Annotated in this window: 24 protein-coding genes; 11 read left to right on the plus strand and 13 right to left on the minus strand. The window is 68.1% G+C overall.

All coding sequences use genetic code 11. From position 1 onward, the window contains the following. Window positions 1–41: 41 nt before the first annotated feature. Window positions 42–1013: a DMT family transporter gene (locus tag G8760_RS00685; RefSeq protein ID WP_166345233.1), complete on the plus strand. Its 972-nt coding sequence runs from the start codon at window positions 42–44 to the stop codon at window positions 1011–1013. A gap of 42 nt (window positions 1014–1055) precedes the next feature. On the opposite strand, the gene G8760_RS00690 is transcribed toward G8760_RS00685, so the two are convergent. Together G8760_RS00690 and G8760_RS00695 are read right to left on the minus strand one after the other, a co-directional pair. Further along, entirely contained in the window at window positions 1056–1892 is an 837-nt protein-coding gene (locus G8760_RS00690; protein ID WP_343074354.1) for an ABC transporter permease, read from the minus strand. Between the two features lie 11 nt (window positions 1893–1903). Further along, entirely contained in the window at window positions 1904–2917 is a 1014-nt protein-coding gene (locus G8760_RS00695) for an ATP-binding cassette domain-containing protein (protein ID WP_211198927.1), read from the minus strand. A gap of 197 nt (window positions 2918–3114) precedes the next feature. Here G8760_RS00695 and G8760_RS00700 point away from each other — a divergent pair, with 197 nt between their 5' ends. After that, window positions 3115–3876, plus strand: coding sequence for a TetR/AcrR family transcriptional regulator (locus tag G8760_RS00700; protein ID WP_166345243.1), 762 nt, complete (start codon window positions 3115–3117; stop codon window positions 3874–3876). On the opposite strand, the gene G8760_RS00705 is transcribed toward G8760_RS00700, so the two are convergent. From G8760_RS00705 to G8760_RS00720, 4 genes are read right to left on the minus strand one after another with little or no spacing between them, the layout of a single operon-like run. After that, window positions 3848–4675, minus strand: a complete 828-nt coding sequence (locus G8760_RS00705; protein ID WP_166345246.1) for a heme ABC transporter ATP-binding protein — start codon at window positions 4673–4675, stop codon at window positions 3848–3850. The genes G8760_RS00700 and G8760_RS00705 overlap by 29 nt on opposite strands. After that, window positions 4675–5829, minus strand: coding sequence for a FecCD family ABC transporter permease (locus G8760_RS00710; protein ID WP_425502272.1), 1155 nt, complete (start codon window positions 5827–5829; stop codon window positions 4675–4677). The genes G8760_RS00705 and G8760_RS00710 overlap by 1 nt, the downstream gene beginning before the upstream one ends. A 29-nt stretch (window positions 5830–5858) precedes the next feature. Continuing rightward, window positions 5859–6971 (minus strand): heme/hemin ABC transporter substrate-binding protein, encoded by a 1113-nt coding sequence (locus G8760_RS00715; protein WP_207781879.1) that lies wholly within the window; start codon window positions 6969–6971, stop codon window positions 5859–5861. Between the two features lie 50 nt (window positions 6972–7021). After that, window positions 7022–7690 carry a biliverdin-producing heme oxygenase gene (locus G8760_RS00720; RefSeq protein ID WP_166345251.1) on the minus strand — a complete coding sequence of 223 codons (669 nt, stop codon included), beginning with the start codon at window positions 7688–7690 and terminating at the stop codon, window positions 7022–7024. 101 nt (window positions 7691–7791) lie between these two features. Here G8760_RS00720 and G8760_RS00725 point away from each other — a divergent pair, with 101 nt between their 5' ends. The 5 genes from G8760_RS00725 to G8760_RS00745 all read left to right on the plus strand — a co-directional run bounded on the left by G8760_RS00725 (window position 7792) and on the right by G8760_RS00745 (window position 13717). Beyond that, window positions 7792–8625, plus strand: coding sequence for a hypothetical protein (locus G8760_RS00725; RefSeq protein ID WP_166345254.1), 834 nt, complete (start codon window positions 7792–7794; stop codon window positions 8623–8625). Window positions 8626–8651: 26 nt separating this feature from the next. Further along, window positions 8652–11861 carry an HtaA domain-containing protein gene (locus G8760_RS00730; protein ID WP_166345257.1) on the plus strand — a complete coding sequence of 1070 codons (3210 nt, stop codon included), beginning with the start codon at window positions 8652–8654 and terminating at the stop codon, window positions 11859–11861. A gap of 288 nt (window positions 11862–12149) precedes the next feature. Beyond that, window positions 12150–12524: a VOC family protein gene (locus G8760_RS00735; RefSeq protein WP_166345260.1), complete on the plus strand. Its 375-nt coding sequence runs from the start codon at window positions 12150–12152 to the stop codon at window positions 12522–12524. Beyond that, window positions 12521–13150, plus strand: a complete 630-nt coding sequence (locus tag G8760_RS00740) for a methyltransferase domain-containing protein (protein WP_166345263.1) — start codon at window positions 12521–12523, stop codon at window positions 13148–13150. The genes G8760_RS00735 and G8760_RS00740 overlap by 4 nt, the downstream gene beginning before the upstream one ends. Window positions 13151–13258: 108 nt before the next feature. Beyond that, the gene (locus G8760_RS00745; protein ID WP_166345266.1) at window positions 13259–13717 is read left to right on the plus strand and encodes a YbhB/YbcL family Raf kinase inhibitor-like protein; all 459 of its coding nucleotides are present in this window, start codon (window positions 13259–13261) and stop codon (window positions 13715–13717) included. Between the two features lie 15 nt (window positions 13718–13732). On the opposite strand, the gene G8760_RS00750 is transcribed toward G8760_RS00745, so the two are convergent. Then, window positions 13733–14548, minus strand: a complete 816-nt coding sequence (locus tag G8760_RS00750) for an alpha/beta fold hydrolase (RefSeq protein ID WP_166345269.1) — start codon at window positions 14546–14548, stop codon at window positions 13733–13735. Then, window positions 14548–14865: a DUF2470 domain-containing protein gene (locus tag G8760_RS00755; protein ID WP_166345272.1), complete on the minus strand. Its 318-nt coding sequence runs from the start codon at window positions 14863–14865 to the stop codon at window positions 14548–14550. Before G8760_RS00755 ends, G8760_RS00750 begins: the two co-directional genes overlap by 1 nt. A 17-nt stretch (window positions 14866–14882) precedes the next feature. Between G8760_RS00755 and G8760_RS00760 the strand changes: the two genes are divergently transcribed. Beyond that, window positions 14883–16373 (plus strand): DUF7059 domain-containing protein, encoded by a 1491-nt coding sequence (locus tag G8760_RS00760; protein WP_211198928.1) that lies wholly within the window; start codon window positions 14883–14885, stop codon window positions 16371–16373. Here the strand turns inward: G8760_RS00760 and G8760_RS00765 are convergent, their stop codons facing one another. Continuing rightward, the gene (locus G8760_RS00765) at window positions 16374–17552 is read right to left on the minus strand and encodes an acetyl-CoA C-acyltransferase (RefSeq protein ID WP_166347734.1); all 1179 of its coding nucleotides are present in this window, start codon (window positions 17550–17552) and stop codon (window positions 16374–16376) included. It lies immediately after the preceding gene. 222 nt (window positions 17553–17774) lie between these two features. On the opposite strand from G8760_RS00765, the gene G8760_RS00770 reads away from it, so the two are divergent. Then, window positions 17775–18527: a CAP domain-containing protein gene (locus G8760_RS00770; RefSeq protein ID WP_207781880.1), complete on the plus strand. Its 753-nt coding sequence runs from the start codon at window positions 17775–17777 to the stop codon at window positions 18525–18527. 538 nt (window positions 18528–19065) lie between these two features. Here the strand turns inward: G8760_RS00770 and G8760_RS00775 are convergent. Continuing rightward, on the minus strand, window positions 19066–19788 hold the full coding sequence (locus tag G8760_RS00775; protein WP_166345278.1) for a creatininase family protein: 723 nt from the start codon (window positions 19786–19788) through the stop codon (window positions 19066–19068). A 185-nt stretch (window positions 19789–19973) separates the two neighbouring features. Here G8760_RS00775 and G8760_RS00780 point away from each other — a divergent pair, with 185 nt between their 5' ends. Then, window positions 19974–20774, plus strand: a complete 801-nt coding sequence (locus G8760_RS00780; protein ID WP_166345281.1) for an MBL fold metallo-hydrolase — start codon at window positions 19974–19976, stop codon at window positions 20772–20774. A 29-nt stretch (window positions 20775–20803) separates the two neighbouring features. Here the strand turns inward: G8760_RS00780 and G8760_RS00785 are convergent, their stop codons facing one another. From G8760_RS00785 to G8760_RS00795, 3 genes are read right to left on the minus strand one after another with little or no spacing between them, the layout of a single operon-like run. After that, window positions 20804–21649: a YndJ family protein gene (locus G8760_RS00785; protein ID WP_166345284.1), complete on the minus strand. Its 846-nt coding sequence runs from the start codon at window positions 21647–21649 to the stop codon at window positions 20804–20806. Window positions 21650–21701: 52 nt separating this feature from the next. After that, complete coding sequence (locus G8760_RS00790; RefSeq protein ID WP_166345287.1) at window positions 21702–23726, minus strand: YhgE/Pip domain-containing protein; 2025 nt, start codon at window positions 23724–23726, stop codon at window positions 21702–21704. A gap of 25 nt (window positions 23727–23751) precedes the next feature. Next, on the minus strand, window positions 23752–24423 hold the full coding sequence (locus G8760_RS00795; RefSeq protein WP_166345290.1) for an ATP-binding cassette domain-containing protein: 672 nt from the start codon (window positions 24421–24423) through the stop codon (window positions 23752–23754). 268 nt (window positions 24424–24691) lie between these two features. On the opposite strand from G8760_RS00795, the gene G8760_RS00800 reads away from it, so the two are divergent. Beyond that, complete coding sequence (locus tag G8760_RS00800) at window positions 24692–25396, plus strand: YggS family pyridoxal phosphate-dependent enzyme (protein ID WP_207781881.1); 705 nt, start codon at window positions 24692–24694, stop codon at window positions 25394–25396. The last annotated feature ends 659 nt before the right edge of the window (window positions 25397–26055 follow it).

The following is a 26055-nucleotide window of genomic DNA, read 5'->3' on the forward strand; positions in this document are numbered from 1 at the left end:
GGCTCTGTCGATAGGCCAGATTGCCGGCCACAGTCGATGCTGTGCCCGTCACTCACACCCACCACACGTCAACAGCGCTGACCGGCGCCGCCCGCTGCGCGACTGGTATGGCGATCGTCGGCACGTCGATCGCCATCGCCCCCGCACTGGCCGATTATCCGGTCCTGGCCGGGCAGGCCTGGCGTTATCTGCTGGCCGCCGCGATCCTCTGCCTTATCCTCGTGCACCGGACCACGGACCGGCCCGTCGCGGGGGCCGGGGGTGCGGCGCTCGTACAGCGCTGGCGGGCGGCGGCCCGGCCGATCCGGAGTATGTCGGCCGGCAACACACTTCGACTCATAGCCGTCGCCGCCACCGGCCTGGCCGGATTCAATTGGTTGCTCATCGAAGGCACCCGGCACGCCGACCCAGCGTTCATGGCGTCGGTGGTGGGAGCCACACCGCTGGTCTTGGCGGTTGCCGGCCCCGTTGCCAATGGCACCCGGATCCGGCCGATCACGGTCGCCGGCAGCACCTTCGTCGTCCTCGGCATCGTGCTGGTGCATGGAGCGACCCAGGCGCCGCTGATCGCGCTGCCGTATGCCCTGGGGTTTCTCGCCTGCGAAGCGATCTTTACCCTGCTCGCGGTGCCCGTGCTGAAAGAGCTGACCCCCCTTCAGCTATCGGCCACCGTATGCCTGATGGCGACCCCCATGCTGGCCGTGCTCAGCCTCCTCGAGCCAGGCCCCAGTCTCCAGATGCCAACCACGACGGAAGCGGCCGCATTGCTCTATATGGCCGTACTCACCACAGCGGTAGCGTTTCTCCTCTGGTACAGCGGCGTCCGCCGGCTCGGCGCCGACCGGGCCGGGTTGTTCGTCGGGATCATGCCGATCGCGGGCTACCTGGCCGGTCTAGCGATCGGCAGCTCTACCTGGGCTGTCTCCGCACTGGTGGGGGTGCTGCTCTGCGGCGCCGGCATCGCGGTCGGCATCTCTCCCGGCCGGCGGCGAAGCACCGCCGGAGCGGGATGATGCGACCAGGAACACGTACAACGTCGTCGTCGGCGGATCTCGTCAGCGACTGAGCCGCTGGAACCGGCGGATCGCCAGCGGCAGGAAGATCGCCGTAATGATCACTGGCCAGACCAGCGACATCAGCAGGGCGTTCTGTTCGATCCAGGTGTCTCCGAGGGCCGCCGGGTTGCCGAACAGCTCACGGGCGGCCGTCACCGTCGACGAGACCGGGTTCCACAACGCGATAGTGCCCAGCCACGACGGCATCAGCGCCGGCGCCACGAAGACACTGGAGATCATCGCGAACGGGAATGCCACCGCGAACAGGCTGCCTGCCGCCTCCTCGTTGGGCACCAGCATCCCCAGCCAGACCCCGACCCAGGTCAAGGCGAACCGCAGGAACAGGAACAGCGCGAACGCCGCCAGTGTGCCGAGGATCCCGGCTTGTGACCTCCAGCCCACCACCAAGGCGGTCATGGCGAGCACGAACAGGTCGACGACGGCACCAACCAGATCGCCCCCGCCGCGGCCCGTAACCACCGCCGACGGCGCCATAGGCATCGATCGGAAGCGGTCGGTGACACCCTTGGTGGTATCGAGCACCACGGCATAGGCGGTGTTCATGAACCCCATCGCCATGGTCATGCCGAAGAGGCCAGGCATGAGGAACTCGCGATAGTCGCCGCCTCCGGGCACCGACATGGCACTGCCGAAGACGTAGCCGAACAGGAGCACCGAGACGATCGGGAAGCCGAGCTGCCAGAGGATATTGGTCGGCTGCCGCACATAGTGCGTCAGGCCCCGGCGAACGATGGTCCAGCCATCGGCGAAAGCCCAGTAGAGCCGTTGGCCGGGGCCGTCGTCGACGAGTTCGGCCGGGGCCGGCCGACTCGGCATGGTGGACGTGCTCATCTGGTTGCTCCTCGTGATGTGTCTGGACTGGAGATCTCGCCGGCACCCCCGGCCTCGTCGGGTTGCTCCTCGACACGATGACCGGTCAGGCGCAGGAACACCTCGTCCAGCGTGGGGCGGCGCAGCCCGATGTCCTCGACGCCGATGCCGTCGTCCTGCAACGTCCGCGCGACATCGGTCAGTGCCGCGACCCGATCGGCTACCGGGGCGTGCACCCGACGGCTGGTGTCGTCGACCTCCGGCTCCGCCGTCGCCACTCTCGCCACTACCTTGACTGCCACCGGGACGTCAGCCGCATCCTTCATCACCACCTCGATGCGGTCCCCGCCGATGAGAGTCTTCAACGCATCGGGGGTGTCGTCGGCGATGACCCGGCCGTGATCGATGACGGCGATCCGCTCGGCCAGTTGGTCGGCCTCGTCCAAGTATTGCGTCGTCAACAACACCGTTGTCCCGCCGGCTACCAGCGATCGGACCGATTCCCAGACCTCATTTCGCCCGCGTGGGTCGAGGCCAGTGGTCGGTTCGTCGAGGAACAGGATCTGCGGCGAAAGAATCATGCTCGAGGCGAGGTCCAGCCGGCGGCGCATTCCACCGCTGTACTCGCGGACACCTTTCCCCGCGGCCTCGACGAGATCGAACCGCTCGAGCAGCTCGTCCGCCCGGCGTGCGGCCTGTTTGGGGGTGAGGTGGAACAACCGCCCGAACATCCGGAGGTTCTGGCGACCGGTCAGTACCTCGTCGAGTGCGGCGAACTGACCGGTGAACCCAATACTGCGCCGGACCTGCCGTGGCTGTTCGACCACGTCGTATCCGGCCACCAATGCCCGCCCGGCGTCCAACCGGACCAGCGTGGCCAAGATCCGCACCGCGGTTGTCTTGCCGGCACCGTTGGGCCCCAGCAAGCCATACACCATGCCCTGCGGGACGGTCAGGTCAAAGCCGTCGAGTGCCCGCTTCTCCTTGTAATGCTTGTGGAGCTGCTCGGCGACGATCGCCGTATGAGTCACGACGCCTCCTTTCTTCATGTGTGCTGTGGCTTATGCGCCAACCAACTGCGTACACTATACCCATGAACGCGTACACCGCACGCATTTATTTCTTCGAGCAATTGCTCGTTCTCGATCAGTCGGATCCGACTATACTACGTGGTGAAGGTGACCATCGCCGCCACCTGCGAGCGACAAGGCACTAAGCTGTGGACTCGATGACCACGGAATACAGCGGCAGCGGCGACGTCTCGCGCAGCCTTGAGCTGCTCTGGGGAGGCCGGGAACGCCCCACGCGGGGCCCCAAGCCGGGTTTGCGCCTCGACAAGATCGTCGAAGCGGCCGTCGAGATCGCCGACGCCGAGGGGCTTGAGGTCTTGTCCATGCGCCGCGTCGCCGCCAAACTCGGCGTCGGAACCATGTCGCTGTATCGCTACGTGCCGGGAAAGAGTGAACTACTCGACCTGATGCTGGACTACGTCTCCGATCCGGCCGACGACGTCCCGGACGAGGACGCGCCCCCACATTGGCGGCCACTGCTGGAGGAGATGGCCCGCGGGATCTGGAAGCTGTGCGAGCGACACCCGTGGTACCCATTCGTCGACCAAGCCCGCCCGCTCCTCGGCCCCAACGCCCTATCGGGTCTCGAGTACATCATCCGTCGGCTACGCACAATCGGAGTACCCGACCAGAAGTTGATCATGATCATCGGCCTGGTCTCTGACTTCGTTACCAGCATGGCCCGGACACATCTGAGTGCCATTCAGGCCGACCAACGTACTGGGGTCAGCGCCGACGAGTTCTGGGCCGCCCAGGAACCACTGCTGGCCAAAGCCATGCACAGCGGCCGGTACCCGACCCTGGCGGCGCTGGACAACGACACCTTCGCCTTCAGCCACGAAGACCACTTCGAGTTCGGCCTGGCTCGTATTCTCGACGGCATCGCCGTGTTCATCGACGGGCCCGCCGGGGCAGAATGATCGGTGCCGCCCCAGCCGGGTGCGCAATCACTTCGACGTCGTGGGTGTACACCTCGCTGAGTAGTTCGGGCGTGAACACCAGATCCGGAGGCCCGACGTCCACCACCCGCCCCCGGGCGAGTACGGCCACCCGGTCCGCGTGGGCCGCGGCCAGGTTCAGGTCGTGCAACACCACCACCACCGCGTCACCCGCGGCGGCGCGATCTCGCGCGACCGCCAGCACCAACTCTTGATGGTGCAGGTCGAGCGCGGCCGTCGGTTCATCCAGCAAGATCAGCTGGGTCGCCTGGGCCAGCACCCGGGCCAGAGCCACCCGGGCTCGCTCTCCACCGGACAGAGAGTTGAAACGTCGGGTCTCGAAGCCTTCGACATCGGTGGCGGTCATCGCCGCGGCGATGGCCTTCTCGTCGTCGTCCTCCATCGGAGTGTTCGCCCACGGCGCGCGGCCCATAGCCACCACCTCGGCCACGGTGAACGGAAAGGACAGCGTGACCTGCTGCAAGAGCACCGACCGGCGCATCCCGGCCTCGACGTGGGACCACTCGTGGACCGCCCGGCCACACATCTCGACCACACCCGACGCCGCGGATACGTCGCCCGTCAGTACCCCCAACAGGGTCGACTTGCCGGCGCCGTTCGGCCCCACCAACGCCAGCACCTCCCCGGTGCGCACCTCGAGCGACACGTGGTCGAGCACCGGTGTACCCCCCAGGTCGACGCTGACCTCGCGCACCGCCGCGATGGTCTGTTCCGGAGCGATCCGCGCCGGCGCTCGGCCACGCCGCCATCCCCGCCTCATCAGCCCCACCCCCCGGCTCTGCTGCGGGTCCGGCGCAACAACCAGAAGAAGAACGGACCACCTACGAGTGCGGTCAACATGCCGATCGGGAGGTCCGCATGCGTCATCGCGGTACGCGCGACGAGGTCGGCGGTGACCAGCAGAACGGCGCCGCCCAACGCACTGGCCGGCAGCAGCATCCGATGACCCGGGCCGATCACCATCCGGACGAGATGCGGGACGACCAACCCGACAAAACCGATCACCCCGGCGAAAGCCACGCCCGCGCCGACCAGCAACGCCACCGCCACGATGGCGACGATTCTGACTCTCTCAACGTGGACACCCAGGTGCCGGGCGGCCCGGTCACCCAGTGACAACAGGTCCAGCGGCCGGGCCAGCCAGCCGGCCGCCACCAGACCCACCACCACGAAGGGGACCACGGCCGCGACCGCCACCCAGCGTGCGCCGTTCAGACTGCCGAGTTGCCAGAAGACGATCTGCTCGCGTGCTTCCGGGGTGGCGACGAAGGTCGCGAACGCGACGATCGCGAACGCCACCGCGGTCACCGCCACCCCGGTGAGAATGAGCGTGACCACCTCGGTGCGGCCCCCGGACCGGGACAGGAAGTAGACCAGCAGCGTGGCGATCAACCCGGTACTGAACGCCGCCACCGGCACCGTCCACTCCCCCAAGGCACTCGTACCTGTGACGAAGACCAGGCTGGCCCCCACCGCGGCGCCGGGTGAGACGCCCACGATGGCCGGCTCGGCCAGCGGGTTGCCGAACGTGCCCTGCATCAACGCCCCGGCCGTGGCCAACGCTGCCCCCACAAGCATCGCCAGGACCACTCGAGGGAACCGCACGAGCCATAGGGTGTTCTCGCCTTGCACGTGGGCGGGCAACGGGCCGATGTCGAGTGGCAGATCGACGGTGACACCGACCCGGCCGAGCACCCATTCCAGTCCGGAGTCGAGGCGGTGCGCGATCGATCCCGCCACCTCGGCTGGTGGGATGGCCATCTGCCCGCGGCCAGCTGCCACCACCGTTACGGCGACCAACGCCACGCCAAGCCCCATCAGCAGGAACGCTCCGCGAGTGCGGCGTGAGCTCGGGGGCGGGGGGACCGGACGGGTCGCCGCCGGCGCGGCGGCGCGGGTGTCGTCCGACGTCAGCTCGCCGGTTCGGGGGCTGGATGTAACGTTCACGGCGAGTAGACGGCCTCGGCGAGGGCGGCGATGGTCTGGCCGGTCCGCGGGCCGAAGCTGAGTAGCTGGGTGTCGTCCATATCGACGACGCGCTGGTTCTCCCCGGCCGGGGTTTGTGCCACACCGGGGATCTTCGACAGGCCGTCGATACCTCCGATGGACTCCAGGCCTTTCGTCATCATGATGATGAGTTCGGGCCGAGCGTTGATCAGAGCTTCGGAGGTGATCTGCGTGAAGGGCCGGTCGAGGCCGATGTCGGTGCCGACGTCGACCGCTCCGATCGCCTGGATCATCGCGTCGGCCCCGGACCCGGGTCCGGCCAGAAGTTGCACGGCCCCTCCGCGGGTGTAGAGGAAAGCGATTCGGAGCGGTTCACCGTCGGTCGGGGACCAGGCCATCGCGTCGGCGATCTCGTCCTGTGTCCGTTGTACGAGTGCTTCTCCGGCCTCCGGGACGCCCAGCGCACCGGCCACCGCCCGGATCTGGCCGGGCACGCCGTCGATGGTGCGCGTGCCGTCGAAGAAGACAACCGGTATACCAGCGTCGCGTAGCTGTTGCTGGACCTCGGGAGGGCCGATGCTGGTGTCGGTCAGCACCACCGATGGGTTCAGATCCAAGACGGCCTCGGCGTTGAGGTCGTGCCCACCCGGTGTGACCACGGGGAGATGCTCGGCCGCGCGGAATCCGGTCGAGGTGTCTCTACCGACGACGTGCTCCCCGAGCCCGAGACTGAAGACGATCTCACCTAACGTGCCGTAGAGGTCGACCGCCAGGATCCGGCTGGTGTCGGTGATCTCAACTGTCTCGCCGTCGCACGACGCGACCTGGACGGGCAGCGCTGGTGTGAGGTCGTCGGTGGCCACCGGCTGGATCTCGGCGCTGATCTCGGCCGTGGATTGCCCGGACAGCGAGCGTGGATCCGGTCCAGCCGATCCGGCCTGGCCGGACGTCGGGCGGTGCAGCGGATTGCCGTCGGCGTCCGCGGACACCGCGAAGCCCTCGACAGGGTCCGGGCACGCGTCCACCAGACCGGGTTCGGCACCATCCGGACCTGAGTCGTCAGCCGCACACGCTCCTACCACCAGGGCGCCGATCGCCAGCACGGTCATCCACAGACCCAGGGCCCTACTCGTCGGGGCCCCTGTGCGCACGCCGCCCCTCACGGCTGGCCGGGGAGGCCGACGGCCTGCCCTAGTTCGACGAACACGTCGGTGTTGAGCTGGTAGGCGGTGAGGACCTCTTGGATCATGCGTTCCTGCTCGTCGGTGTCGAGGAAGAGTGTGTCGAGCCGTTCCCGATAGCCGTCTTTGAAGACTTTCGGCCGGGGAATCCGCTCGAACCGGTAGAAGCTCACCCCCGGGCCGGACAAGCCATACACCCGTGCCACCACCTGGCCGATCGCTAGGCCTCCGGAGAGATCTCCCAGGTAACGGGTGTAGTGATGGGCGACGAAACCGGGCGGCCAGGTGGCCATGTCCCGGAGACGTGCCACGTATCGGGTTGTCGCCGGCAGTGGGGTCACCCGCTCCGGCCACCCCGGCTCGAGCAGTTCATCCAGATCGGCACGGAGATGCGGCCCGCGGAGGAGTTCGTCGGCGATGAACGCCCCGGCGATCTGATTGTTACGAAGCTCACGCCCTACGGCCTCCAGCGCGTCGTAGATGAACAGGTGCTGGGTGACCATCAGGGCGTATCCCGACCGGTCGATCTCCCCATTCATCAGCGCCTTCATGAATCCCGCACCCTCGGCGCGTTGGTGAACATGCCGGCTGCGTTCCCGCAGCACCTGGGCGAACGGGGGTCGTCGATCCGTGGTCGTCGCGGTCACAGGCACTCCCTCTTCCGACAAATTAAGGCTAGCCTACCCGAAACGAGGTAAGCCTTACCTTTATCGCGAACCTACTGTGATCGACCAAACCGAGGTGGAGGATGCACATACCAACCGCACGGCCCACACGGCGGCCACCCGCTGTCCGACGCCGGTTGACCCGAGGGGGTGCCGCCGGCCTCGCCCTACTACTCGGCGTCGCGCTGCCCGCCACCGCAACCGCCGCGACCTCCCACACCGGCCCCGAAGGCCAGCAGGTCACCGTGTCGAAAGCCACCGGCCTCGACGCCGAGGGCGAAACGATCACCGTCACAGGCTCGGGTTTCGACCTGGCCAAGGGGATCTACGTCGCACTCTGCGTCGACCAAGGGCCGGGCCAGGCGCCGTCGCCGTGCCTCGGTGGGGTCGATATGGACGGCACCAGCGGCTCGTCGGCCTGGATATCGTCCAATCCACCCGCCTACGGCGAAGGGCTCGCCGAGCCGTTCGAGGACGTCGGCGGGAAGGGGTCCTTCAGCGTGCAGCTCAGCGTCGCCGCCAACGACGAGTTCACCGACTGCCTCGACACCTCGGCCGCACCGAACGGCTGTGTCGTCGGCACCCGCGCCGACCACACCCGCAGCGCCGACCGCAGCGCGGACGTCCGCATCCCGGTTAGCTTCACCGCGGCCGGCTCAGGCGGCGAGTCCGGCACTGGCGGCGAGTCCGGCTCGGGCGAGGACACCGGATCACGCACCACGCCCACCCCGTCCGCAACCACACCCCCGACGCCGGGGCCTGGCACGACCCCCACACCCGGCGCCACCACGACGGCAACCTCCGCCGACGACCTGGCCCGGACCGGAACCGAGCTGCTGCCCGTCACCGCGGTGGCGTTGCTCGCCGTTGTCGGCGGCACCGCGCTCCTCGCCCGTCGCCGGACCACCACATCGTGATCGTGCAATCACAAGGAGACGTGATCGTGACACCCCATCGAACCCGGCGCCCGCCGCTTCGGCGCCCGGCCGCGGCCGCGCTGACCGCGGTCCTCATCGCCGGCGGATTAGCCGGTGCCGGCGGAATCGGCGCGCATGCCGCCGACGAGCCATCCACGACGGCCGTCCGGGAGGCTACCGACGGCACTCTGCAGTGGGGGCTACGCACCTCGTACCGCAACTACATCGCCGGGCCGATCGCCCACGGCGAAATCGTCGCCAGCGACGGCGCCGAATGGCTCGACGGCACCGGCAACGCACGGGGACCGTTCACGTTCCCCGGTAGCACCGGCTGGCTGGACCCGGACACCGGCACCGGAGAGCTGGTGTTCGACGGTCAGGTGTACACCGGAGGACACGACTACGGCGACGGACCGATCCTCGAGCTGACACTGCGCAACGTCCGCCTGCAGGTGGACGGCGACGCCGGCACACTCGTGGTCGACGCGGAATACCGGCCGTTCGTCGGCGCGAACCCGAACATCGAACCACCGCCGGTCGAGGTCGCCGACGATCTTGCCTTCGGCCAGGTCGACCTCAGCGGTGCCGATCTCACCCCCGATACGGACGGAACGGTCACCGTCGAGTCTGCCCCGGTCACCGGCGTCCTGGAGGCGATGGAGGCGATCGGCTGGGACATCTTCTACTCCGGCGAGGTCCCGAACATCCAGCTGGACCCGTTGAGCTTCACCACCACTGTCGAGCCTGAGGCCGAAGAACCGGACTGGGAGCCCGCCGTCGACGTCTTCGCCGCCGACGGCCACACCCCGCTCGGAGACACCGAGGTCGAACCCGGCGACGAGATCGTCGTCCGTGGATCGGGCTTCGATCCGGAAGCCAACCCGTCGAGCCGACCCCCGGTGCCGACCGGGCTGCCGGCCGGCGTCTACGTCGTCTTCGGCCGGTTCGCCGATACCTGGAAACCGTCCGACGGCGCGCCGTCGAGTGCCCGGACCGTCATCGATCAGCGCTGGGCCATGACGATGGCGACACTCGACCAAGTGCCGGAGCAGTTCAAGGGCACCATCCTGGCCCAGCATGTCGAGCTCACGGCCGACGGCACGTTCGAGGCTCGGCTGACCGTCGATACGGCGGAGGCCGATGGAAACTATGGTGTCTATACCTATGCCGCCGGTGGAGCCGCACCGAACCCCGACCACGAGTTCGGCCTTCCCGTGGCCGTGACCGAGGAGACCGAGCCGGACCCCGACCCGGACCCGGATCCCGACCCGGACGAACCCGAACCTTCGGTGACCCTGTCGAAGAGCACCGATCTCGACCCCTACGCGGACGTGCTAACCGTCGGTGGCACCAACTTCCGCCCGGCCGACCTCACCACTGGCCTGCGCGTGGGTTTGGGCCCGGTGACCGACGACGGCTCGGTGCCGGACCTCGACCCGGAACTCACCGTGGAACCGGGTTCCGGTACCGGAGAGATCAACGACGACGGATCATTCGAGATCGACCTACACACCGGCCAGGTCGAGCCGGGGACCGTTCTCGCCGTCTACACGGCTCCGGTCGACGACGCAGCATCGGCCGCCTACACCACCAGCACAGAGGTCTCGTTCGCGGCGCCCCGTACCCCACAGCTCACCGTCGAGCCGGCTGACGACCTCGAGATCGGCCAGGTGATCGAGGTCGAGGGCAGCGGCTTCGCACCCAACCGTAGGATCTCCGTCGCTGTGACCGCGAATACGTCGACACATCCGACGTACGGATGGCCAACCGGTTGGCTGGCACATGGCGTGGTCCAGGCCGACGCCGACGGCAACCTGAGCCGCACTATCACGCTGACCGGCGCCATCACCGGATCTGGTGAGGACTGCACCGAGGTCGACTGCTACGTGGCCAGCTTCAGCTCGGCCCAGGCATCGGATGCGGTACCCGTCGACTACCGGGCGGACCGCAGCCAGGACGTGTTCATCCCGATCAGCTTCGCGGCGGACACCGACCCTGGGCCGGACCCGGACCCGGACCCAGACCCGGACCCAGACCCAGACCCGGACCCAGACCCGGACCCAGACCCGGACCCAGACCCGGATCCAGATCCGGACCCAGATCCAGAAGATCCGACGCTGACCATTTCTCCCTCCACGGTGCAGCGAGGTCATGCGGTCACGTTCCACGGCGAGCACCTGGCCCCGGGCGAGACCGCCACGGTGACGGTCCAGACGGCGCCCGATGCGGTGTCCGACGGCACGGTGGACTGGGGGGTACGACAGTCCTTCCGCACCTACATCGAAGGCAACATCGCCCACGGCTCCATCACCGTCGACGCACCGGCCGCCCGTAACGACGACGGCACCTTCCGGTTCGCCGGCGCCGCCGGAACGGCCCGCACCGGCGCAGCTGAGCTGTCCTTCGCCGGAGCGGTCCATTTCATCGGGCACGACTACGGCGATGGCCCGTTGTTGCAGCTGAGCATGTCCGACCTGCGGATCGTCGCCGATGGCGCCGCGGGTGTCCTCGTCGCCGACGTGGTGAGCAAGAGCCTGTCGGACGGAGAACTCGTCGACTATCCGGACGTGGAGTTCGCCGACCTCGACTTCAGCGACACACCGCTGACCGTCGTCGACGGGGTGGCCGAGGCGTCGGGGGTCACCGCGACTCTCACCGACGATGGCGTGCCGGCCTTCGCCGACTTCTACGAGGCGGGCACCGTGCTCGACCCGCTCAGTTTCCGCGTGACCCTGACGGACGGATCGGACGTCGAGGCCGGCAGCGGTGTCGTCGGCGAGGACGGCTCGGTGGAGGTCAGCTGGACCGTGCCGGACGACTTCCCGCTCGGACCGGCCACAGCCGTCATGACCACCGGCGACGTCGAGTTGACCGGAGAGTTCACCGTCGAACCAGCCAGCGGCGGGGGCGACGAGAACGGCGGCGACGACGACGGTGCGGACGAGAACGGCGACGACGGTGCGGACGAGAACGGCGACGGCGGCGCGGATGAGAACGGCGGCAGCGACGCGGACGGCACCGACGGCGGAGCGGCGGGCGGCGCCGACGGCGGTAATGCCGGGGGTGACGCGAAGGGCGGCGACAACGGTTCGGGAGCCGACGACGGCACCGGCGGGCAGCTCCCCGACACCGGCGCCGGAACGTCCTCTCTCCTGCTCGGTGCTACCGCATTGCTCGCTCTCGGCGCGGCCGTTGTGACGGCGTTGAATCGGCGCCGGGCCGTGACCAGCACCTGATCAGCGCACCTCGTGCTCCGGTGGCCGGGCGAAGCCACACCGCGATTCCATGCCCGGCCACCGGACTCCCGGCGGAGCCACAACCCGGGCCACATGGAGCCCTACGGCGACCGCGACTTCGTCATAAGGAGGCTCACTGTCACTCTGGCAACAACAAGGAGGCTTAGAGGCCGCGCGTTGTGCCACAACGAGGAAGCTTGCTGTGGCCTGGGGTGCGGCTTCGTTGGGGAGGCGGCGGTTCGACCAGCACTCGGGAAATGACCCGTCCGGCCGGGCTACCCTGGCCGCATGCCTCGGATCGGCTATGTCATCTGGTTCGTCCATTCGCTCGACCGGTCCGTCGCGTTCTATCGCGACGTGATAGGCCTCGAGGTCCGGCTCGAAGGCGACGGTTACGTCGAGTTCGCGATGGACAACGTGAAGTTCGCCCTCTTCGAGCGGGCCAAACTGCCCGAGCTGATCGGCCGTGCGGGTGGCCAGCCGCCCAGCGGCGAGATCGCCTTCGTCGTCGACGACGTCGATGCCGTGGCGGTGCGGCTACGCGAGGCCGGCGCGGAGGTGTTGACCGGCCCAACGGATCGGCCTTGGGGCCAACGGACACTCCACGTCGCCGACCCGGACGGCCACGTCGTCGAGTATGCCCAGAACATACCGCGGTCATGACGGCGTCGAACCCGCACGCCGGCGACGGCCGGATACCCGACCACCTTCAGCATCATCCCGACCGGTTGCGGTGGAACCAGCGTTACCAGGCGAACCCACCCACGTTCACCGCACACCGGCTGGTGACGGAGGCCCTCGCGGCGGGGTTTCCGGACGGCCCGGTGCTCGAACTGGCGGCCGGCCGATCCGGCAACGCCCTCGAGTTGGCCGCCACCGGGCGACACGTCGTAGCGGTCGACGTCTCCGATGTGGCCCTCGATGATCTCGCCGCACAAGCACGGCAGCGCGGGTTATCGGGACGGATCGATGGTGTCCTCGCCGACGTTCCCTCATACCGCCCACGGCCGGCGGGTTTCGCATTGGTTCTGGCCACGTTCTATTGGGACGCGGATGCCTTCGCGGCGGGGTGCCGCGCCGTGGCCTCCGGAGGACTGGTGGCTTGGCAGGCACTAACAGATGATCCCGCGGCGAAGCCCGGGACCGGGCGATGGCGGGTACCCCACGGCGAGCTCAGCCGCCGGCTGCCCACTGGATTCGCCGTGCTGATGGAGGAGCCGAGCACCGAGGGTGATCGTCGCTCCACAGTGTTGCTGGCCCGCCGGCAGATGTACCGCCGGGACCACTGATCCGGCCTGACACGTGGCCGACCGGTGGGCTGGTCTCACACATGATCGCTGCGATGCCGGGAACTACTAAGGTGGGCCGCGACGAGCAAGGACCAGGAGGTTGACGTCATGGCGCTGAACATCAAGGATCTCACGATCAGTAGCACCGACATCGGAGCGGACGGGCGGCTCGGCGACCACCACGCCAAGGACCGCGGCAACCAACCGCCGGCCCTCCAGGTCAGCGGCGTGCCGGATGGCACGGCTGAACTCGCCCTCATCTGCCACGATCCCGACGCGCCCCTCCCGCGGGGGTTCACCCACTGGACGCTGTTCGGGATTCCGACGGAGACGAGAGACCTCGGCACCGACGCCGACGAGCGGCATCGTCCCGGGCCCAACGACTTCGGCGGCACCGGATACGGCGGGCCTCGCCCACCGGCCGGACACGGTCCACATCACTACTACTTCTGGATCTACGCCCTGACCCGTCCGGTCAACGGCGCTCCGTCTCGACGCGAGTTCCTGGACCAGTACGCCGATGCCATCCTCGAGCAGAACCGCGTGGTCGGCATCTACGAACGGTAGGCGACTACCGCGGGGTCACGTCGACGCCAACCAGCGGTGCAGCACCGTGGCCAGGTGGACCGGGGAGTCGAGCTGAATGAGATGGCCCGCACCCTCAACCAACTCCAGGCGGGCCCCGGGGATCAGCTTGGCCAGCCGGTGTGCTCGGTCGACCGGGATCCAGGTGTCGTCGGTGCCCCACACCACCAGGACCGGCAGGTCCAGCGACGGGTACAGCGGTTCGACCTCGTCGGTGTAAGCCTGGTCCGCCTGGGCGATCTGTCGGTAGAACGCCGGCTGCCCAGCTGGGCCACGCCAGGGCCGCACGAGCATCTCCAGCTGCTCATCGGTCAGTCCGGGGTGGCTGGCCCCGGAGATGTACGCGCGCACCGCACCCTCATGGATGGCCGGCGGTACGGACGCGAAGACGTCGGCGTGTTCTCGCACCAGCCGGAAGTACTCCGACCCCCACGGCGCCAGCGCGACGACGTCGACCAACGCCAGTGACTCGTACGACGCTCCATGCAGGAGATGAGCCCGCAGCGAGACGGCTCCGCCGTAGTCGTGTGCGACGACCCGTGGCGAATCAAGGTCCCAGTGATCGAGTAGGTCGGCGAACAACTGCCCCTGCACATCCAGTGAGACGCGGTGTTCGGCCACCTTCGACGATTCGCCGTACCCGGGCATATCCCACAGGTACACCGTGAAGTCGGCGGCCAATGCCTCGGCGAACGGCTTCCACAACGCCGACGACCACGGAGTCCCGTGGCAGAACACCACCGCGGGACCGGAGCCACGCGCCGACCACCGCACGGTGCGCCCGTTCCAGGTGAGCTCTTGGGAGAGTTCCATCAGTGCTCCGTGTCGGCTGGTCGAGGCGTGATGCCGTGCGCCGTGCTGGCCTCACGGTACAGGCGGACGAACTCCTCGCGGATCTGTGGGCGTTCGGTCAGGCGACGGCTCCACGGCACCCGGACGGTGCGTTCGGTCCCGCCGACCATGGCGGTGAAGTCGACACCCTCACCGTCGAGGTACGCGACGGCGGCCTCGTCGGCGTCGGGGACGCCGCCCAGCGCCTGAACGATCAGCAGCGAATCTTCGTCGTGATCGTCGTTCATATGCTCCGCGACCGCGGAAATCACGTCCGGTGTGAATGGATTGTCACTCATCGGGTCAGAATAGCCCCGTGATTCATACGCAGCCGATGCTGGCCGAGCCCGATCTGGCCAGGCTTCGAGAAGCGCTCGACGCCGCCGACTACCGGTTCGAGGCGGTGGCCGCCCTGCTGGGCGAACGCGCGACTGCCGCACTTGATCGCAACCACACCGTTCCGGGCCAGCTCGCGGTCCGCGGCAGTGGTCCGTTGGAGATCATGACCAGGCTCTGGCGGTTGCAGCAGCCGGTCCCGCTGTCGGCGGCGCGGGCCGCGCTGCCCGTCGAGGCACTCGTCGGTGGTGGCCTACTCACCATCGACGGCGACGACGTCCACGCCACGGTCGACGTCCGTCCGTACGCCGACGACACCGGCGACTGGTGGGTGGTGGCCGACCTCACCCCCGACATGAACGGCAGACACACCCCGGTTCCGCACGACCACGTACTCGGCCTCAACGCCGCGTCGTCCACGCTGGCTCAGCTCACCGTCCGCGAACCGGCCTCTCGTGCGCTCGACCTCGGCACCGGCTGCGGTGTCCAGGCGCTGCACCTCAGCCGGCACTGCGACACCATCGTGGCCACCGACATCAACGCCCGGGCATTGGCCATGGCCGCCCTCACCACCCGATTGAACGGGCTGAACGTGGACATCCGGCACGGCAGCCTGTTTCAGCCGGTGGCCACCGAGCGGTTCAATCTGATCGCCACCAACCCTCCCTTCGTGGTGTCTCCGGGTGGGCGCCACGTGTACCGCGACAGTGGGCTCTCCGGCGACGACGTCACTCGGCGGGTGGTGGTCGACGGTGCGGCTCGGCTAGCCGACGGTGGCGTGTTGCAGTCGCTGGGCAACTGGATGCATGTGCGTGGCGAGGACTGGCGGCAACGTGTAGGCACATGGGTGACGGCTACCGGCTGCGACGCCTGGGTGGTCCAGCGCGAGGTGCAAGATCCCGCTGAGTACGTCGAGTTGTGGTTGCGTGATTCCGGGGAGATCGGCGGCGACAGCTACACATCCAGGTACCAGGAGTGGTTGGACTGGTTCGACGAGAACCGTGTCGAAGGTATCGGCTTCGGCTGGATCAACCTCCGGGCCGCCCGCGCCGCTCATCCCACCGTGCGGATCGAGGACTGGCCACATGCGGTCCAGCAGCCGCTCGGGCCAGCCATCCGAGGCTGGTTCGACCGAGCGGAGACGTTGCGCCTCGACGATACGAAGCTGCTGGAGTCTTACCTGACGATGGCCGACGACGTTGTCCTCGAACAGATCGGCCGGCCCGGCGCCGCGGATCCGGAGCATCTCGTCCTCCGCCGGCACGGCGAGCTGATGCGGGCGATCCGCACGGGCACGGCTGACGCCGGTTTCGTCGGCGCCTGCGACGGCACGCTCCCGGTGGGGGTGGTCATCGACGCGCTGGCTCAGGTGCTCGACGTCGATGCCGGCCTACTCCGCGACGAGTTGGTGCCACAGGCGCGTCAGCTGGTTCTCGACGGTTTCCTCGAACCGGCCCGGCACACCGGCTGATCATCCCTCCAGCACGACGGCCAGGCCCTGCCCAACCCCAATACAGATGGCGGCGAGTCCCCAGCCACCGCCGCGGCGATGAAGCTGCCAGGCCAGCGACGCTAAGATCCGGGAGCCGGAGCTGCCCAGCGGATGGCCGAGCGCGATGGCGCCGCCTTGCTGGTTGACGATCGCCGGGTCCAGCTCCGGCCATTCGGCCAGGCAGGCCAGCGACTGTGCCGCGTATGCCTCGTTCAGCTCGACGGCGGCGAGGTCGTCCCAGCCGATGCCGGCCCGGCGCAACGCTTCCCGAGCTGCCTGCACCGGCGCGATACCGAACAGGTGTGGCTCCACACCGTGTACGGCGCGGGCGGCGATCCGCGCCAGTGGCCGGCGTCCGGCCCGGGCGGCACCGGCCTCGTCACCGATCAGCAACGCGCTGGCACCATCGTTCAGCGACGACGCGTTGCCGGCGGTGACGGTACCGTCCTCGCGGAAAGCCGGCCGTAACCTGGCCAGCGCCGCCATCGAGGTGTCGGGGCGGATTCCCTCGTCCTGGTCGAGGTCGATGCCGTCGACCTCGACCACCTCGTCGGCGTACCGGCCGTCCTTCCACGCCGCCGCGGCCAGCTGGTGGCTGCGCAGCGCGAACTCGTCTTGGGCCGCCCGGGTGATCTCGTACCGATCGGCCAGGATCTCCGCGCATTCGCCGAGCGAGACCGTCCACTCCGCGGGCATCCGCGGGTTCACCATGCGCCAGCCGAGGGTGGTGGAGTGCAACGTCTCATGCGCACGCGGGTAGGCGCGGTCCGGCTTGGGCAGCACCCACGGCGCCCGGCTCATCGACTCCACACCGCCGGCCACGCAGAGCGACGCGTCACCCAGCGCGACGGCCCGCGACGCCTCGATGACCGCTTCAAGGCCAGACCCGCATAGCCGGTTGACGGTCACGCCCGGCACGGCCGGTGGTAGGCCGGCCAGCAAGGCAGCCATCCGAGCGACGTTGCGGTTCTCTTCGCCGGCACCGTTGGCATTGCCGAGGAACACGTCGTCGATAGCGGCCGGGTCTAGTTGTGCACTGCGGTGGACCACCGCACGCACCACCGTGGCCGCCAGGTCGTCCGGCCGGACCCCGGCCAGTGCCCCGCCGTACCGGCCCACCGGGGTCCGGACCGCGTCCAGCACGTACACGTCGTTCACATCTGCCACACCGCACCTCCCGAGGATGACGATGACACCGGGCAGTGTACGACATCCGCATTTGCGTTCGCATAGCGAACATCGGTTGGATCGGCGCCCAACGGGGTAAGACGATGGACGGCGTGGCCGAAAGACCCGATCGATCATGGCGCTGGCAGCGCCGCGCCCGGCCTCGTAGAGTATGCGCGGATGCTGACTCGGCCCACCGGAGGTGCCTCACCTGTGGACATCCGAGCGTCGCCTGCTCCGTTGGTGTTCGCGCTCGCGGCCGGGATCGCCCTGATGTCGTGTGCGCCGCCGCCGAGCTACGGCGAGTTCGTCCGCCCGGCCACCTCCGATCGAGCCGAACCGTTGCCCTGGGATGCCCCCACCTTCGGGCTCGACCTCAAGGGCGACATCAACCGCCTCCGGCCAGACCCACCATCGCCATCGCCCACTCCCACGCCGACGTCCACTCCGCCACCGCCATCGTCAACTCCCTCGGAGAGCGGGCGGCCCAGCGAGCCGTCGCCGTCCGACACCCCCGAGCCAGAGCCCACCCGAAGCACCGAACCGCCCGACGACACCACCAACGAGCCGACCCCGCCGTCGGGTCCGGACGCCGCCGAACAGGAGATCCTGGAACTCACCAACGCCGAACGCAGCGAACACGGCTGTCAACCGTTACGCGCCGACGAACGCCTCGCCGCCGCGGCCCGGGCGCACAGTGTAGACATGGCGACCCACGGTTACCTCGACCACACGAGCCTGGATGGCCGCAGTCCAGCCGATCGCGCAGCCGCCGCGGGCTACCACCGCTGGGGTGGGGAAAACGTCGCCATGGGCTACCCGACGCCAGCCGCAGTCGTCGCTGCCTGGATGGACAGCGAAGGACACCGGCGCAACATCCTCAACTGCGACTTCCGCGCCATCGGGGTTGGTGCGGCCGAGGGATCGCGCGGCATGTACTGGACGCAGAAGTTCGGCTACGAGTGAGTGACAGAACGCCATGTCAGACCCGGCAGCGCCCCACCCCGTGTGTGCACCTGATCTCCGTTTTGTCACCTGATCTTTTTCTGTGAGGCGATCAGGTGTACCAACGGCGGGTGTCGGCGCGGTGTGGTGCACCTGATCGCCTCCACCATGCGGACGCGCGGCGATCAGATGCACGATCGGCGTTTTTGGGGCGGGTTGTGCATCTGATCGGTAGCAGGTGTCTGGTCAGCGGATCGGTGGCGGGTCTGGCGAGTGGTGTCCGGCGAGTGGGCCCGGTCACCCGGCTGGGGGTGTTGGTGGTGGTGGGGTGGCTCGTCGTTGTTCGCATCCCGCGTGGTCGTCATCGGGCGTGACGATCAGATGCATCAACTGACTGACAGGCCGCGGTGACGCATCTGATCGCCACGCGTCCACATCACGGGACGCGATCAGATGCACCACACCGCGCCGACACCCGCCGTTGGCACACCTGATCGCCCCACAGAAAAAGATCAGGTGACAAAACGGAGATCAGGTGCACACACGGGGTGGGGCGCCGCTACATGGTCTTCGCCAGCGCGACGAGGCGTTCGGCCAAGGCGTCGACGATCTGGTCGAGCCTGGCTTCGCCAGCCGCGCGATCAGCTCGATCGGGGCGGTCGGTGAAGCCGTCCATGGCGGCCCAGATGCCGGCATCGTGGACCTCCACACCATCAATAGCGGCGGCCTCAGGCACGTGATCGCGCGGTTCGGCGGACCCCATCAGCTCCGGGCGGACCGCGCCGACCAGAGAGGTCTCGAACTCGCCGGCATGACCGGGCGACGTGCCAGGGCCGGCCATCCGCCAATAGTCGACGTGTGCCACGGCTATCTCGTGGCGAGCAGCCGCCGCGGCCGAGGCCGCGTGACAGATACCCACGTTGCCGCCGTGCCCGTTGACCAGGACGACCCGCCGGCCACCATCGGCCGCGACCGAACGGAGGAGGTCGACCAGCACAGCTAGCAACGTCTCCGGGGTGAGCGAGAGAGTGCCACCAAAAGGCAGGTGATGGTCGGATGCTCCGAAGGGCAGAACCGGTGCGATCACCAATGGTCGAGAGGATTCCTTCTCCGCCCGCTCCGCGGCGCGTTGGGCGACGGTGGCCGCCATGAAGGTATCGGTGCCGGTGGCCAGGTGCGGCCCATGTTGTTCGACGGCCCCGACGGGCAACACCACCAATGCCTCCGGAAGCAGCTCGGTCAACACTTCACGGTTCACGTCCGCCCAGCTCACCACAGTCATGTCTCCACGCCTTCCGACTGGTCGAGGCATCGGACCGCCGCTGCGGCGCCCCCGAACACTGAGTTTCTAGCACACCTCTACCGAACCCTCCCGGCGACCCGAATAATCGTCACCATGAACATCCGGGCACCGTGGCGAGTACCTCGTTGTCGCACCACGGGAACGGCTTCGCCACAGGAGGAAGCATGATCATCTGTAAGACCTGCGCGGTCGAGTACGACGAACCGCCCCCCGACGTCTGTCCGATCTGCAGCGACGAACGCCAGTACGTCCCAGCCACCGGCCAGGTCTGGCTCAGTATTCGCGACCTGCACGAAGGAGGGGCTGTCATCCGGATCACGCAGCACTCTCCGATCTTGTGGGGGTTGAGCGCCCCAGGTGTCGGCATAGGGCAGCAGATGCTGCTCCTCCACACACCCCAAGGGAATCTGCTTTGGGATCCGCTGGGATTCATCGACGAACAGACGGTCGCATGGTTGCGGGCGCAGGGTCCGGTGTTGGGTATCGCTGCCAGCCACCCCCACATGTTCGGTGTGCAGGTGTCGTGGTCCGAGGCTTTGGACGATGCGCCGGTGCTGGTCAACGAGGCCGATGCCGAGTGGCTGGGCCGACGTTCTCCGGCCATCACATTCTGGAGCGGAAAACACCAGGTCACCGAGGGGCTGACGTTGTATCAGATCGGTGGCCACTTCCGCGGCAGCACGGTAGCTCATTGGACCGGCGACGACGGCATCCTGCTGGCCGGCGACACCGTTATGGTCAATCCGGACCGCGTCACCACGAGCTTCATGCGCAGCTACCCCAACCGGCTCCCGTTGTCGGCCGGAGTGGTGAACCGGATCGCCGCACAACTGGCACCGTTGAGCTTCGAGCAGGTCTGGAGCAACTTCGGCAACTCGATCACCACCGGCGCCGACATGGCGATCCAGCGCTCAGCTGAGCGGCATGCGAGTTGGGTCCGTGGCGACTTCGACCACTTGACGTGACGATATCCGTGTCCGTCCCGGCGAACACGTCACGCCGGGGCGCGCACTTCGGCCGGGGCGAATTTGATCCGGTGCCAGCCTAGTAGGCCACAGAGGGCGAAACCCACGGCGTTGATGACGCCGTGGGTGGCCGCCATCCAGGTCAACGACAGGTGCGGGAGGTCATCCCAGATGTGAGTTAATGCCCAGTTGAGGGCGAGCACCATGGTCACGGCCACGACGACGGCGCTGGTGCCGATGAGGACCCGGGTGACGGTGGTGGCGGCGGCCGGGCGGACCCGCCGCCACAGGATCCAACCGAGCATCCACATGCCCACGCTGAGCACCAGCGCGCCGAGGAGTTCGACTTCGCCCGTGGTGAAGTATCCGGCCAACACGATCGCTGTCCCGGCTGGCACGGTCAACGCCACGATCTCGGCCGGCACCGACCGCACGGTGCTAGCCACCAACGCAGCGATCAGGGCAGCGGCGAAACCAGCGAAATGGAAGTGGGCCACGGTCAGGGCCAGGATCGTCATGCCGAACCCGAACAGCTCATATCCAGCTCGTTCCGCCACCAGGCTGCTGCCAGCCACTAGGGGCGTGACCATGGCGGTCAACACGGCGATCTCCGCCGGTTGGAGCGAGCGGCGGCGCAGTAGCCGAAGCCCGGCCAGGACCGCCAGCCACAACGTGACCACACCGTATGCGGTGGCTAGGGCGGCTGCCAGGGCGCCGCGGTCAAGGACCAGGGACACGGCGCCGAGCACACCGGCCATCGGCCAGATCTGGATCAACGGATGCAGCCGGCGCTGCTCGTCGTCGATGAGCCGCAGGCCGAGCGGGACGATGACGATCATGCCCAGGGCAACGATGGTGCCCACGAGAACGGTCACGGTTTGAGAATACCGAGCAACTCGATCATGGTCGCTCGCTGGTAATGGCGGGTCAACCTTCGAGAACAGGGTGCAGCCGTGGCATCGTCCACGTCCGCTTCGCCGCGACGACCACGACGGTCCCCACCAGCGCCACGACGAGGAACCCGGCCAGCACAACCACGTCACGAAGGAGGTGGTCCACGTTGCCTCCCGTCACGGCCACCCGCAGGCCGTCCACCAGGTACGTCATTGGAAGCAGCGGGTGCAACACCTGGAACGGCGCCGGAAGGGTCTCGACCGGATACACCCCGGCGCTGGAGGTGAGTTGCAGCATCAGGAGAACCAATGCGATCGCCGTACCCACCACACCCAGCGCGAGCCGCAGCAGATGCGCGATCGCGGTGAACGCGGCGGCACCGAGCGCCACCAGCCCTACAGTCCAGCCTGGGTGGACCGGATCGAGCCCCAGCGCCATCCAACACACCACCAACAGGAACAGCCCTCCGAACAGCGCCAGCCCGTATACCGGCAACCAGCCGGCGAGAGCGACGACGGTTGGCCTGGCCGCGCTGGCCAACGCTCGTCCGGAGATCGGCCGCAACACGACGAACGCGGCGATGCCGAACACCCAGAGGGCGATCGCGAAGAAGAAGGGCGCCAACCCGCGCCCGTAAAGCTCAGCGTCGTTGTCGACGGTCATGGTGACCTCGGTGGGTGCACCGAGGATCTGAGCGGCGCTCTCCCGCTGCTCGCCGCTCATGGCCGGGATCCGGGCGACGATGTCGTCCAGACCGGCTTCCAGCTGGCCTGCGCCGTCGCTCAGCTGCCCCAGCCCGCTGTCCAGCTCATGTGCTCCGTCGCCGAGCTGCCCCATTGCGGCATCGAGGTCGCTGGCACCGCTGTGCGCGGCGTCGATGCCGTCCCGCAGCTCTGCCGCACCGGAGGCGACCTCCGCGGATCCGGACGCAAGATCCTGAACCGACCGCTCGGCCTCCTCGAGCCGGTCCTGGATCTCGGCGGAGCGGTCTTGCAAGGTATCGGCGTCGGCGGCCAACTCCTGCGCGGCGTCGTCGACAGTTGCCACCGCGTCCGCTACTTCACCGGCCCGATCGTCGGCGGCTTGGGCAGCATCCAGCACCTCCTGGAAACCTGGGTCGGCGGCCAACTCGGGGTCGTCAACAGCCAACTGCTCGAGTTGTTCCACCACGGATCCGGTGCGGTCGGCCACAGTATCGCTGCCGCCGGAGGCAAGCTCGGTCAGTCCGGCGACGGCGTCGGTGACAGCCGCCGCCCCGGCGGCGACGTCGGGAACAACCGGCACGATCTCATCGATGATGGGCACGACGACGTCCGCGATCTGCTCGTTGCCCGCTGCGACGGCGGCGGCGCCGTCCGCCAGCTCGGCCGAGCCCGTCGCCAGTTCGGCCAACCCACTGGTCAACTCCGCGCTACCGCTGGCCGCGGCGCCAACCCCGTCGACCAGGGCATCCACGCCGTCTCCCGCCTGGCTCAGGCCATCCACCAACTCGGCTGCGCCGTCGTGCGCGGAGACAAGACCGTCGCGTAGAGCGTCGAGATTGCCGTACACCGACTCGAAGTAGGCGGTGGTCGCAGCTCGATCAAGCTGTGCCTGCAGGGTGGTCCGGGCCGTGTCGGCCATGATGCCGAACACGTAACCGTTGCCGTCGTCGCGCCGGAGATCCACCGTCGCCCGCCGTGGGGTGTCTTCGGCACCACTCGCGAGATCCGCGCTGAAATCCTCGGGGATGGTGATGGTCATGTAGTACCGGCCAGCGCTGAGCCCGTCCGCGGCATCGGCGTCGTCGGTGAAGATCCAGTCGAAGATGGGCTCGCCGCGTAACTCGTCGATGAAACGTTCGCCGGCGTCGACCTCCTCACCATCCACCGTCACCGGTTGATCATGGTTGACGACGGCTACCGGGATCCGGTCGAGCCGCCCGTACGGGTCCCAGTTGGACCACAGATACAAGGCCCCGTAGAGCAGCGGTATCAAGAGCAGGAAACCCAGCGCCAACCGCTGGAGTGGGTGCCGGAAACGCCGCAGTTCGAGTCCGGCCAGGCGCAGTGCTCTCATGATCCCTCCGTCACTGTGGCACCCGTCATCGCGTCGACCTCAGATCAATCCGTTGGCCTGCGACATCAACCCGGGGGACGGTTGACGCGCCCACTACGACCGGTCCGGAACGAGCCAGCCGCGAGATCGCCACCCACACCCGGTCTTGCTCCACTGGGGTCAGACCGTTCTCGACGTCGTCGATGGCGATGACCTCCGGCGCGGCCACGGCCGCGAGGGCTAGCTGTAGCAAGGTCACCTCAACCGCCGGGAGATCACCGACCTGCTGGTGATGACGGCCACGAAACCCGACTATGTGAGCCGCGGCGTCGAACCTCGCGGCGGGCGCGGCTGGTCCCGGCGCCAGGAGTCGCCGCTCGCTCACGGCCTCCCCCACCAGCTGGGTGCGGTCGAGCCGCACATGCTCACCGAGCCGCGCCACACTGGTGCGGCGGCGGACGTGAGCCGCCTGAGCCGGCAGGTGAAGCCCACACACCACCAAGGTGCCAGCCGTGGGCCGCATCCGACCTGTCAAGGTCAGCAGCAAACTGGAGCGGCCGGTGCCGGCTGATCCGAAGATGGCCACCACGGTGCGTGCTTCGATTCTGGCCTCGACGTTCCGGTATACCCAGCCCGCCCTGGTCCGAAGTCCGAGCCCAGCCGCCTCGATCACGGGCGGAGGCGGCACCGGCTCGGCCGAGGTGATCGGTTCTGTCATGGCGACCCCCGTCGTCGATCCGCTCGTGGCCACAGCTCGGCCAGACCGAAGCTACGACCGTGCAGGGCGGCGGCACCACCGCCCCAACCCCGACGGTAACCCGCGCCACCCCGGCGTGCCGGGCAATCCGGCGGGTTACCCGTCGCGGCCATATCAGTCACGGCACAGTCGTGCCTGGGAGGCCCGGGCCGAGCGCACTCAGCCGCGCACTATGGTCGTGGAGTGCGGGACCGGCCCGGGGACGGCCGGCCATCACGGGAGGACGGCAGTGCAGATCGACGCGCGAATCCAGGCCAACGTCACCGCCCTACACGAACGGATCGCCCACAGTTGCCGGGCGGCGGGCCGTGATCCAGCCGACGTTGACATCCTGCTCGCTACCAAACAGGTTCCAGCCGATCGAATCGCCACCGCGGTCCGTACCGGGATCCGCCTGATCGGCGAGAACAAGGTGCAGGAGTTGGCCGAGAAAGATGCTGGCCTGGCCGGACTCGACTGCACGCGGCACTTCATCGGGCATTTGCAGTCCAACAAGGTCAACCAGGTCTTACGGCACGTCTCGTGTATTCAGTCGATCGACTCCGTCGACCTAGCCGATCGCCTCCAGCGGCGGCTCGACACCCTGGACCAGACCATCGACGTGCTCGTCCAGGTCAACACGTCGGCTGAGGACAGCAAGTTCGGAGTAACCGCGGATGGCGCGGCCGACCTGATCCGTGAGGTCGCCCGCCGCGACCGGCTACGGCTGCGCGGCTTGATGACCATCGGGCTCCCCTCCGACGATCCAGAACTAGCTCGCCCCAGTTACCGCTCACTGCGTGCGATCCGGGACGATGTACGTCACTCCACCGGCGGTGAACTACGCCTAGACGTCCTGTCGATGGGGATGAGCCACGATCTCGACATCGCCATCGCCGAAGGCGCCACGATGGTGCGGGTCGGCACCGCCGTCTTCGGGACGCGCCAGGCCTAAGAGCTTCCGCCAATAGATCGGTGGAGCTGAGCCAGTGGAGGAGCGAGCATGGCAAGGCGGAGGAGGAGGTCGATGCGGAGCCATCGATCGACGACGACAACGAAGCCAGGTGATGCTCATCCGCTGGCGCAGCCCGCCAGCATCTATTGGCGGAAGCTCTAAGCGGGCGTCCACCCACCGAGGCTGCCCGCAGCGTGCAACCGCACGGGCGTCAGCCGCTCCCCGCCCAGACGGACCGACCGGCAGACCGACCGACCGGCAGACCGACCGACCGGCAGACCGACCGCCCGGCAGACCGACCGCCCGGCAGACCGACCGCCCGGCAGACCGACCGCCCGGCAGACCGACGTGGCCACCACAAGGCGCCTTACTGCACCCTCCACCTCGGCACAAGGAGGCTTGTTGTCGCCCAAACCACCATAAGGAGGCTTGTGGCGGACCGGGATGCGCGACAAGGAGGCTTGTTGTCGCCCAGGTGGAGCTCCCGCACGGAGTGGAGGTGGTGCACGGAGTGGAGGTGGTGCGTAATCGGAGTGACGGCGGTGTCACCAGAGCAACACCTCCGCCGCTCCGTTGCCGCACCAACTTCACTCCGTCCTGCGCATGCGGTCAGACCCGGGGCCGATACGGGCGCGCCTGGCACACCGCTGCATACGTCG

The organism is Phytoactinopolyspora limicola (assembly GCF_011320225.1).
In the GTDB taxonomy this organism is placed as follows: Bacteria; Actinomycetota; Actinomycetes; order Jiangellales; family Jiangellaceae; genus Phytoactinopolyspora; species Phytoactinopolyspora limicola.

Bases quoted from the DNA above. Each gene is read 5' to 3' on its own strand.
- G8760_RS00745 (WP_166345266.1), top strand. From the start codon at position 13,259: ATGGCGCTGAACATCAAGGATCTCACGATCAGTAGCACCGACATCGGA.
- G8760_RS00755 (WP_166345272.1), bottom strand. From the start codon at position 14,865: ATGAGTGACAATCCATTCACACCGGACGTGATTTCCGCGGTCGCGGAG.
- G8760_RS00725 (WP_166345254.1), top strand. From the start codon at position 7,792: ATGCACATACCAACCGCACGGCCCACACGGCGGCCACCCGCTGTCCGA.
- G8760_RS00735 (WP_166345260.1), top strand. From the start codon at position 12,150: ATGCCTCGGATCGGCTATGTCATCTGGTTCGTCCATTCGCTCGACCGG.
- G8760_RS00775 (WP_166345278.1), bottom strand. From the start codon at position 19,788: ATGACTGTGGTGAGCTGGGCGGACGTGAACCGTGAAGTGTTGACCGAG.
- G8760_RS00690 (WP_343074354.1), bottom strand. From the start codon at position 1,892: ATGCCGAGTCGGCCGGCCCCGGCCGAACTCGTCGACGACGGCCCCGGC.
- G8760_RS00700 (WP_166345243.1), top strand. From the start codon at position 3,115: ATGACCACGGAATACAGCGGCAGCGGCGACGTCTCGCGCAGCCTTGAG.
- G8760_RS00795 (WP_166345290.1), bottom strand. From the start codon at position 24,423: ATGACAGAACCGATCACCTCGGCCGAGCCGGTGCCGCCTCCGCCCGTG.
- G8760_RS00715 (WP_207781879.1), bottom strand. From the start codon at position 6,971: ATGACCGTGCTGGCGATCGGCGCCCTGGTGGTAGGAGCGTGTGCGGCT.
- G8760_RS00740 (WP_166345263.1), top strand. From the start codon at position 12,521: ATGACGGCGTCGAACCCGCACGCCGGCGACGGCCGGATACCCGACCAC.
- G8760_RS00780 (WP_166345281.1), top strand. From the start codon at position 19,974: ATGATCATCTGTAAGACCTGCGCGGTCGAGTACGACGAACCGCCCCCC.
- G8760_RS00705 (WP_166345246.1), bottom strand. From the start codon at position 4,675: ATGAGGCGGGGATGGCGGCGTGGCCGAGCGCCGGCGCGGATCGCTCCG.
- G8760_RS00750 (WP_166345269.1), bottom strand. From the start codon at position 14,548: ATGGAACTCTCCCAAGAGCTCACCTGGAACGGGCGCACCGTGCGGTGG.
- G8760_RS00790 (WP_166345287.1), bottom strand. From the start codon at position 23,726: ATGAGAGCACTGCGCCTGGCCGGACTCGAACTGCGGCGTTTCCGGCAC.